The organism is Kitasatospora sp. NPDC085895, assembly GCF_040702125.1.
Lineage (GTDB): Bacteria > Actinomycetota > Actinomycetes > Streptomycetales > Streptomycetaceae > Kitasatospora > Kitasatospora arboriphila.
This window is the reverse complement of record NZ_JBFBJY010000050.1, coordinates 51,767-60,313: the sequence shown is the minus strand read 5'-3', so window position 1 is coordinate 60,313 and position 8,547 is coordinate 51,767. Positions and strand designations below refer to the sequence as shown.

At 72.7% G+C, this 8,547-nt stretch carries 8 protein-coding genes; 1 reads left to right on the top strand and 7 read right to left on the bottom strand.

The features are described 5' to 3' along the window. Nucleotides 1-392: 392 nt before the first annotated feature. Nucleotides 393-1,658 carry a tyrosine--tRNA ligase gene (gene tyrS, locus AB0442_RS26930; protein ID WP_366165944.1) on the bottom strand — a complete coding sequence of 422 codons (1,266 nt, stop codon included), beginning with the start codon at nt 1,656-1,658 and terminating at the stop codon, nt 393-395. A 247-nt stretch (nt 1,659-1,905) separates the two neighbouring features. On the opposite strand from tyrS, the gene AB0442_RS26925 reads away from it, so the two are divergent. Then, nucleotides 1,906-2,415 (top strand): HNH endonuclease, encoded by a 510-nt coding sequence (locus AB0442_RS26925; protein ID WP_344621893.1) that lies wholly within the window; start codon nt 1,906-1,908, stop codon nt 2,413-2,415. 144 nt (nt 2,416-2,559) lie between these two features. On the opposite strand, the gene AB0442_RS26920 is transcribed toward AB0442_RS26925, so the two are convergent. From AB0442_RS26920 to AB0442_RS26895, 6 genes are all read right to left on the bottom strand, one after another. Then, nucleotides 2,560-4,701: a PQQ-binding-like beta-propeller repeat protein gene (locus tag AB0442_RS26920; protein WP_366165941.1), complete on the bottom strand. Its 2,142-nt coding sequence runs from the start codon at nt 4,699-4,701 to the stop codon at nt 2,560-2,562. A gap of 97 nt (nt 4,702-4,798) precedes the next feature. Further along, nucleotides 4,799-5,095 (bottom strand): 4a-hydroxytetrahydrobiopterin dehydratase, encoded by a 297-nt coding sequence (locus tag AB0442_RS26915; RefSeq protein WP_344621895.1) that lies wholly within the window; start codon nt 5,093-5,095, stop codon nt 4,799-4,801. A gap of 111 nt (nt 5,096-5,206) precedes the next feature. After that, on the bottom strand, nt 5,207-5,974 hold the full coding sequence (locus AB0442_RS26910) for a sulfite exporter TauE/SafE family protein (RefSeq protein ID WP_344621896.1): 768 nt from the start codon (nt 5,972-5,974) through the stop codon (nt 5,207-5,209). 130 nt (nt 5,975-6,104) lie between these two features. Then, entirely contained in the window at nt 6,105-6,905 is an 801-nt protein-coding gene (locus AB0442_RS26905; RefSeq protein WP_366165939.1) for an NAD(P)H-binding protein, read from the bottom strand. 123 nt (nt 6,906-7,028) lie between these two features. Next, complete coding sequence (locus AB0442_RS26900; RefSeq protein ID WP_363547327.1) at nt 7,029-8,021, bottom strand: SPFH domain-containing protein; 993 nt, start codon at nt 8,019-8,021, stop codon at nt 7,029-7,031. A gap of 9 nt (nt 8,022-8,030) precedes the next feature. After that, nucleotides 8,031-8,441 (bottom strand): NfeD family protein, encoded by a 411-nt coding sequence (locus AB0442_RS26895; RefSeq protein WP_317634107.1) that lies wholly within the window; start codon nt 8,439-8,441, stop codon nt 8,031-8,033. Nucleotides 8,442-8,547 lie beyond the last annotated feature (106 nt).

Here is an 8,547-nt window from a genome sequence, read left to right as displayed (position 1 = left end):
GCTGTTGAGTTCTCAAGGAACGGACACTTCCTTCGGACCGCCTTCCAGCGGACCCTCCGGGCGTTTCGCTCTTCCGTGTTTCCAGCTTATCAGATGTTTTCCGCTCCGCTTTCCGGAGTCTGTTTCATCGGATTCACTTTCGCCTTTCGGCGCTCCCGAACTCTACCAGAGTTTTTCGCGCGCATTTCCCGGTCGATTTCTCGAAGGGGTGTGCGACGGTCGACTCGTCGGAGGAAGGGGGCCGTTACCGGTTCGCAACCAGTTTCGGCGACTCGTCCAACGTTAGGGCACTGGACTGCGAGCGTCAAACACCAGGGGCCGGATCTGGCTGGATCCGGCCCCTGTGGGGTGTCGTGGCAGCTCAACCGCGGTGCGGTTCAAGCCACCTGACGTCAGTTCGACGCGACCTCGACCGCGGCGAGATTGCGCTTGCCGCGCCGCAGCACCAGCCAACGGCCGTGCAGCAGGTCCTCGGCGGCCGGGACGGCCTCCTCGTCGGTGACCTTCGCGTTGTTCAGGTAGGCGCCGCCCTCCTTGATGGTGCGGCGGGCACCCGAGCGGCTCGGGGCGAGCCCGGTCTCGACCAGCAGGTCGACGACCGACTGGAGCTCGGTGACCGTGGCCTTCGGCACCTCGGCGAGCGCGGCCGCCAGGGTGGCCGGCTCCAGGTCGGCGAGGTCGCCCTGGCCGAAGAGCGCCTTGGAGGCGGCGACCGCCCGCTCGTACTGCTCGGCGCCGTGCACCATCGTGGTGAGCTCCTCGGCGAGGGCCCGCTGGGCGAGGCGCGCGGCCGGACGCTCGGCGGTGTCCCGCTCCAGCTGCTCGATCTCCTCGCGCGAGCGGAAGGAGAAGATCCGCAGGAAGTTCGAGACGTCCCGGTCGTCCGCGTTCAGCCAGAACTGGTAGAAGGCGTACGGGGTGGTCAACTCGGGGTCGAGCCAGACCGTGCCGGACTCGGTCTTGCCGAACTTGGTGCCGTCGGCCTTCACGATCAGCGGGGTGGCCAGCGCGTGCACGGACTTGCCCTCGGCCTTGCGGATCAGGTCCGTGCCGGCGGTGAGGTTGCCCCACTGGTCGCTGCCTCCGGTCTGCAGGGCGCAGCCGTAGCGGCGGTTCAGCTCCAGGAAGTCCATGCCCTGGAGGATCTGGTAGCTGAACTCGGTGTAGCTGATACCCGCGTCGGAGTTGAGCCGGCGGGCGACCGCCTCCTTGGCGATCATGTTGTTGACCCGGAAGTACTTGCCCACGTCGCGCAGCAGGCTGATCGCCGACATGCCGGACGTCCAGTCCAGGTTGTTGACCATGCGGGCCGCGTACTCGCCCTCGAAGTCGAGGAACCTCGAGATCTGGCCGCGCAGGCGCTCCACCCAGCCGGCCACCGTCTCGGGGTCGTTGAGCACGCGCTCGGCGGTCGGCTTGGGGTCGCCGATCAGGCCGGTGGCCCCGCCGACCAGGCCGAGGGGCAGGTTTCCGGCCAGCTGCAGGCGCTTCATGGTGAGGATCTGCACCAGGTTGCCGAGGTGCAGGCTGGGCGCCGTCGGGTCGAAGCCGCAATAGAACGTGACCGGGCCGTCCGCGAACGCCTTGCGCAGTGCGTCCTCGTCGGTGGACAGGGCGATCAGCCCACGCCACCGGAGCTCGTCGACGATGTCCGTCACGGTCACGCTTCTCCTTCGGTCGCGTCCGGCGTTGTCCGCGGCCCGCCGTGGGCCCCGCGCCTGGACGACTCCAGCGTTCTAGAGAGTACGCGCATCGGGCCAGCGGATTTCGGCCCGGCCGGGGGCGGACGGAAATTCCGTTGTTGCCGGTGGCCACGCGAGTTCACAGTGGACCCACCGCCGAGTGCGGCGAGGACGGGACGGTCGTGCCTGGCGGCACGACCGCACAGGGGAGGTGGCCGGAACGATGCGCAACACGCTGGTACTGAATGCGAGCTACGAGCCGCTGACGACGGTGTCGCTGAAGCGCGCCGTGGTGCTCGTCCTGCAGGACAAGGCGGTCGTGGAGCACGCCCATCCGCTGGGGATGGTGCGCGGTACCGGTGTGGCCGTTCCGGTCCCCCGGGTGATCAGGCTGAACCGGTACGTGCGGGTGCCCTTCCGACAACACGCGCCGTGGTCGCGGCGGGGCGTGCTCGTCCGGGACCAGCACCAGTGCGCCTACTGCGGCCGCCGGGCGACCACCGTGGACCACCTGGTGCCCAAGTCGCGCGGTGGTGCCGACAGCTGGATGAACACCGTGGCCGCGTGCCCGGAGGACAACCAGCGCAAGGCCGACCGGACGCCCGAGCAGGCCGGGATGAAGCTGCTGCGGCGGCCGTTCGAGCCGACGCCGGAGGCGACGCTGATGCTCGCCCTCGGCCTGCGCGGCAGTGAGCTGCGTGAGCTCGCCGCCTGGCTGCCTGCCAGCGCCTGACCGTCGGCGCCCGACCGGCGCTGCCCGACGGGCCGGTGCCCGCACGGGCGCCGGCCGCATACCGGGGACGGAGACCCGTCCCCGTGCACCCACGCCGCCGGCCGGCCCGATCGGGGGACGGGCCGGCCGGCGGCGTGCGGTGTGTCAGCCCTTGGCCTGGAAGGCGGTGGCGCTGCCGAAGTTGGCCGAGTGCTCGGGGAGCACGACGACCTTGCCGTCGGCGGAGAGCAGCCGGCCGGCCGTGAGCAGCGAGCCGGTGCCCAGCGGGAAGGCGCCGCCCTGGGTCTCCTGGCCGCCCACGAGGGCGAAGCGGCTGATGTGGGCGGGCTGGTCGAGGCGCTCGTCGACGGCGAGCAGCAGGCCGCCGCCGTCCAGGCCGACCGCGCGGGACTTGCGCTTCTCCGCGACGGCGGTCGTCCAGGTGGGCTTGCCGGTGGCGAGGTCGTAGGCGGTGACCGAGGTGGCCGGGCCGACGCCGTCGGCCGGGCCGAGCGCGGCGACCATGGTGTTCTGGTGGAAGAAGACGGTCGGCGCGGTGTCGAAGGTGCCGCGGCCGACGTCGAGGCGGCCGGCGTCGCCGGTGACCGGGATCTCGGCGGCGGGGTCGCCGGCGGTGCCCCAGGCGAAGATCCGGTCGTCGGCGGGCTTCTCGCCGGTGGTCGCGACGACGGCGGGTTCGGCGGAGAGCACGGTGACGGTCTTGGGCTTGTTGTTCAGCCCGCGCCACCACTTCACCTTGCCGTCGGCCGCGTTGAGGGCGACCGCCTGGTCGGTGGGGGTGCTGTCGGCGCAGCTGCTGTGCAGCACGACGGTGGCGCCGCTCGCGCCGCCGGAGAGGCTGCAGAACTTGCCCTGGCCGGTGTACTGCCAGAGGTCCTTGCCGTCCGCGGCGGCCCAGGCGAAGGCCTTGTCCTCGCCGACCGCGACGACCTTGTCGTCGAGGACGGAGACCTTGGCGTCGTAGCCGTCCTTGGTGTCGGAGAGGTTCTTCGTCCAGGCGGTCTTGCCGGTCTTGGTGTCGACGGCGGCGAGGACGGTGCAGGGGCTCTTGGGGTCGCTGCCGTTCCGGAAGAGCACGCCGCCGAGGCCTGCGGTGTTGACCGTCGGGGAGAGGCCGCACGGGGCGGCGCCCTGGCTGGGGGCGGTGACGGACCAGGTGGGCTTGCCGTCGGCGAGGGCGTAGGCCTGCACGCCGGTGCCGTCGGCGCGGACCACCGCGTCGGCGGTGATCCAGGAGCCGGCGAGGGTGTCGTCGGCGGAGGCCGGGGCGCCCGCGGCGGGCTTGGCGGCCCAGGCCTTGGCATGGGCGACGGTGTAGGTGCGGGCCGCGGCGGAGTCCGAGCCGCCCCCGCCGGACTTCTCGCCGTCGTCGCCGCCGGTCACCAGGACGGCGGCGGTGACCAGGACGGCGAGCGCCGCGGCGCCGGCGCCGGCCCGGATCAGCAGGGTGCGGCGGCCGGGTCCGTGGTCCGCGGAGACGACGGCGGTCGCGGCGGCCCGGGCGCGGTCGGCGATCGAGCGGCGGCCGGCCGGCCCGTTGCCGTCCGTGTCGTCGCGGTCGTCGCCGTACCTGTCGTCGCGGGTGACGACGTAGGGGCTGAGGGTGCCCACGGAACCGGCCTCGGGGCTGCCGTCGGGGCCGCCCGGGAAGGCCGTGCCCCGGCCGCTGGTGTCCGGGAACCCGACGGTCGGCATCTCCTGCTGCTGGGTCTGCCAGCTGTCCTGCGCCTGGTCGGCCGGGGCGTAGAGCGACGGCTCGGGGGTGATCTGGGCGTACGCGTCGGCGGTGCCGGTGGAGCTCGCGCCGTAGGCGGCGTAGGGGTCGGTGTATCCGGCGTTCGCCTGGTAGGGGTCGCCGGTCTGCTGCTGCGGGATCTGCTCGTAGCCGCCGGCGTAGTAGCCCTGCTGGCTCGTCTGCTGCTCGTACGCCTGCTGCTGGCCCGTCTGCTGGTCGTAGCCCTGCTGCCCCGCCTGCTGCTGGTACGCCTGCTGGTCGTAGCCCTGCTGCTGGTACGCCTGCTGCTGGTAGGCCTGGGCGGTCTGCGGGTCCCAGGCGGCGGTCTGCTGCTGCCATGCCTGCTGGTCGGCGCCCTGCTGCCAGGCCTGCTGGTCCGCCCCGGCCTGGTACGGCTGCTGCTGGGCGGCCGTCCACTGGTCGGCCGGCTGGTCCGTCTGCGGCTGGTACCAGCCCTGCTGCTGCTGGTGGTCCTGGCCGGCGGCGGGCTGCTGCCCGGTGCCGTCGTGCGGGTACCCCTGGTCGTACGTCCGGGGAGGGTCCTGAGCCATGAAATCCGTCCGTCCCGACTGCTGCTGCAAGCGCCCAGCATCTCATGGCGGCCGGAGCACCCCGCCGGAACGGGGTGCGCTGCGGGCTGACCGGGCCTCAGGACGTGGTGCGCAGCACGTCGTCGATGCGGGCGGCGAGGGTGGTGTCGAGGCCGGTGAGGCCGCCCGCGCTGTGGGTGGAGAGGGCGAAGCGCAGGGTGCGCCAGCGGATGTCGATGTCGGGGTGGTGGTCGAGTTCCTCGGCGGCGACGGCGACGGTGTCGACGACCCGGATCGCGGTCATGAAGCTGGCGGTCTCCGCGGTGCGGACGATCGCCTCGCCCTCGCGGTGCCACTCGGGCAGGGCGGCCAGGGCGGTGGTGATCTCGTCCTCGGTCAGCCGGGTTCGGCTCACGGGTGCTCCCGGTGGGTCGCTGGCGGGCCCGCGGCGGGCGGGCCGCCGGCCGCGGGGTGCGTCACAAGGAGCATAGGAAGGCGGGGCCGCCGCGGCCGGGCGACACGGGTGTCAGGTGAGCAGCAGCCGGGTGACGGCGGCGAGGCCGACCACGACGATGACCGTCCGCAGCACGGGCGGGGGCAGGCGGCGGCCGACCTTGGCGCCGATCTGGCCGCCGACCACCGATCCGGCGGCGATGAGCAGCACCGCCGTCCAGTCGATCGGGGCGACGAAGAGGAAGAAGACCGCGGCGACGCCGTTGACGATCAGGGCGAGGACGTTCTTGGTGGCGTTGATCCGCTGCATGTCGTCCTGGAGCAGCATGCCCATCAGGGCGAGCAGCAGGACGCCCTGGGCGGCGCCGAAGTAACCGCCGTACACGCCGGCGAGCAGGACGCCGGCGAAGAGCAGCGGCCCGCCCTCGGTGCTGCTGCTGCCTCCGCCGCGGCCGCGGCGGGCGGCCACGGCGCGGGAGACCCGCGGCTGGATCACGACCAGCACGAGGGCGCAGAGGATCAGCGCGGGGACGATGGCGTCGAAGGCCTTGCTGGGGAGCTTGGTGAGCAGGTAGGCGCCGGTGAGGCCGCCGATCAGGGAGGCGGTGCCGAGGCGGAGCAGCCGGCGGCGCTGGCCGGTGAGTTCGCGGCGGTAGCCGATGACGCCGCTGATCGAGCCGGGCACCAGGCCGAGGGTGTTGGAGACGTTGGCGGTGACGGGCGGCAGGCCGAGGGCGAGCAGCACCGGGAAGGTGATGAGCGTGCCGGAGCCGACGACGGTGTTGATGGTGCCCGCACCCACACCGGCCAGCAGGACCGCCAGCGCTTCCCAGACCGACATCCGTGATTCCCTCCTTCGCTCCTGTCACTAAGGATCATGCCGGAGGAGGGAGGGCCGGGCCAGGGGTGATCCACGATCCGGACCGCTCCGGCCCCGCGGGGGCTCGCCGCCCTCCCGCGGGGCCGGGTGGTCACCGGGCGGGCGTGCGGTTTGGTTCGGTGGCGGTGGCGGCGGTAGTGGTGGTGGCGGCGGCACCCGCCAGCCAGTCGGCGAAGGTCGTCGTGCCGCGGGTGTCGGGCCGGTCCGCGGTGAGGCCGCCGGCGCGCAGCGCCCGGCCGAGGGCACCGGGCAGCGGCAGGGGCAGTTGCAGGACGCGGCGGCCGGTGACGGCCCGCCAGGTGCGGGCGAGTTCGCGGGCGTCGGCCGTCTCCGGGCCGGCGGCCTCCGTCCGGCCGAGGCGGGCGGGCCGTTCGGCGGCGTCCGCGACGGCGCGGGCGGCGTCGACGGCGGCGATCGTCTGCAGCCGGGCCTTCGGCACGGTCAGCAGGCGCCAGCGGCCGAGCGCCGCGAAGGCCTCGCCGATCAGCTCGTGGAACTGGGTGATCCGGACGACCGTCCACGGCACCGGGCCCTCGGCGACGGCCCGCTCCTGGGCGGTCTTCACCGCGTAGTAGCCGACCGGCACCCGGTCGCAGCCGACGATCGAGACGCAGACGTGGTGGCCGACGCCGGCGGCGCGTTCGGCGGCGAGGAGGTTCCTGGTGCCGTCGACCAGGGTGCGTTCGGCGCCCTTCGCCGAGCGGCTGTTGGCGGCGTCGACCACGACCTCGCAGCCGGCCAGGGCGGCGGCCAGTCCGGCCCCGGTGGTCAGGTCGACCGGGTGCTCGGGCGAGCGGCGGCTCAGCACCCGGACCTCGTGGCCGCGGGCGCGCAGTTCCTCGGTGACGTGGCTTCCCAGCGTCCCCGTTCCTCCGACGATGGCGATTCTCATGCCAGGGGGACGACGCAGCCCGTGCGGGTGTGACATGCCCGGGTGTGACATGCGGAGCCGGCCTGCGCCGGCCCGGTACGGGCGGCGCAGGCCGGAGGGGTCTGCCGGGGCCTTACGGCCGGCTCACTCGGGGTCGATCCGCGGGTACTCGCGGGTGGTCTCGACCCGGGGGCGGGCGATGTGCTTGGTCTCGGTGTCCACCGGGCGCGGGGCGGCCGCGGCGGCCGGTCCGGCGCCGTTGCCGCCGGTCAGGCCGGTGAAGGCGCCGCCGAGGCCCTTGAGCGCGTCGCCGACCTCGCTCGGGATGATCCACAGCTTGTTGGAGTCGCCCTTGGCGAGCTCGGGCAGGGTCTGCAGGTACTGGTAGGCGAGCAGCTTCTGGTCGGCGTCGCCCTCGTGGATGGCCTCGAAGACGGTGCGGATCGCGGCGGCCTCACCGTCGGCGCGCAGCACCGCGGCCTGCGCCTCGCCCTCGGCCTGCAGGACGGCGGCCTGCTTCTCGCCCTCGGCCCGCAGGATCTGGGCCTGCCGGGCGCCCTCGGCGGTGAGGATCGCGGCGCGCTTGTCGCGGTCGGCGCGCATCTGCTTCTCCATCGAGTCCTGGATGGAGGTCGGCGGCTCGATCGCCTTCAGCTCGACGCGGTTGACGCGGATGCCCCAGCGGCCGGTGGCCTCGTCGAGGACGCCGCGCAGGCCCGCGTTGATGACCTCGCGGGAGGTCAGGGTGGACTCGAGGTCCATCGAGCCGATGATGTTGCGCAGCGTGGTGACGGTGAGCTGCTCGATGGCCTGGATGTAGCTGGCGACCTCGTAGGTCGCGGCCCGCGGGTCGGTCACCTGGTAGTAGATGACGGTGTCGATGTTGACGACCAGGTTGTCCGAGGTGATGACCGGCTGCGGCGGGAACGGCACGACCTGCTCGCGGAGGTCGATGCGGTTGCGGATGGTGTCGATGAACGGCACCACGATGTTGAGTCCCGCGCTCAGCGTGCGGGTGTAGCGGCCGAAGCGCTCCACGATCGCCGCGCTGGCCTGCGGGATCACCTGGATCGTCTTGATCAGCGCGATGAAGGCCACCACGACCAGGACGACCAGCACGATGAGGACGGGTTCCACGATTCTCCCCTAGACGACCAGGGCGGTGGCGCCCTGGATTTCGACGACGTCGACCTGCTGCCCCGGCTCGTAGACACTGCCGGGGTGGAGTGCCCGGGCCGACCAGATCTCGCCGTTGAGCTTGATCCGGCCGCCCTCCCCGTCGACCTTCTCCTGTACGACTGCGGTGGCGCCCTCGAGCGCCTCGATGCCCGTCTTGATCGCCGGGCCCTTCTGCAACTGGCGGTACGCGATCGGCCGGACGAACACCAGGAGGGCGACCGACACCGCGACGAACACCAGGAACTGCGGCACCACCCCGGCCCCGAGCGCCGCGGTGAGCGCCGCGGCACCCGCTCCGATCGCGAACATGGCGAACTCCGGCATCGCGGTGATCACCAGCGGTATGCCGAGGCCGACGGCGGCCAGGAGCCACCAGATCCAGCTGTCCACGACGCCATCCTAGGGAGGGGGATGCTTGTGACGCCTAGCTTCCCGCAGGTGAACAGGCGGAAACCGGCCGCCCGTACGGGGAGCGGGTGTTCAG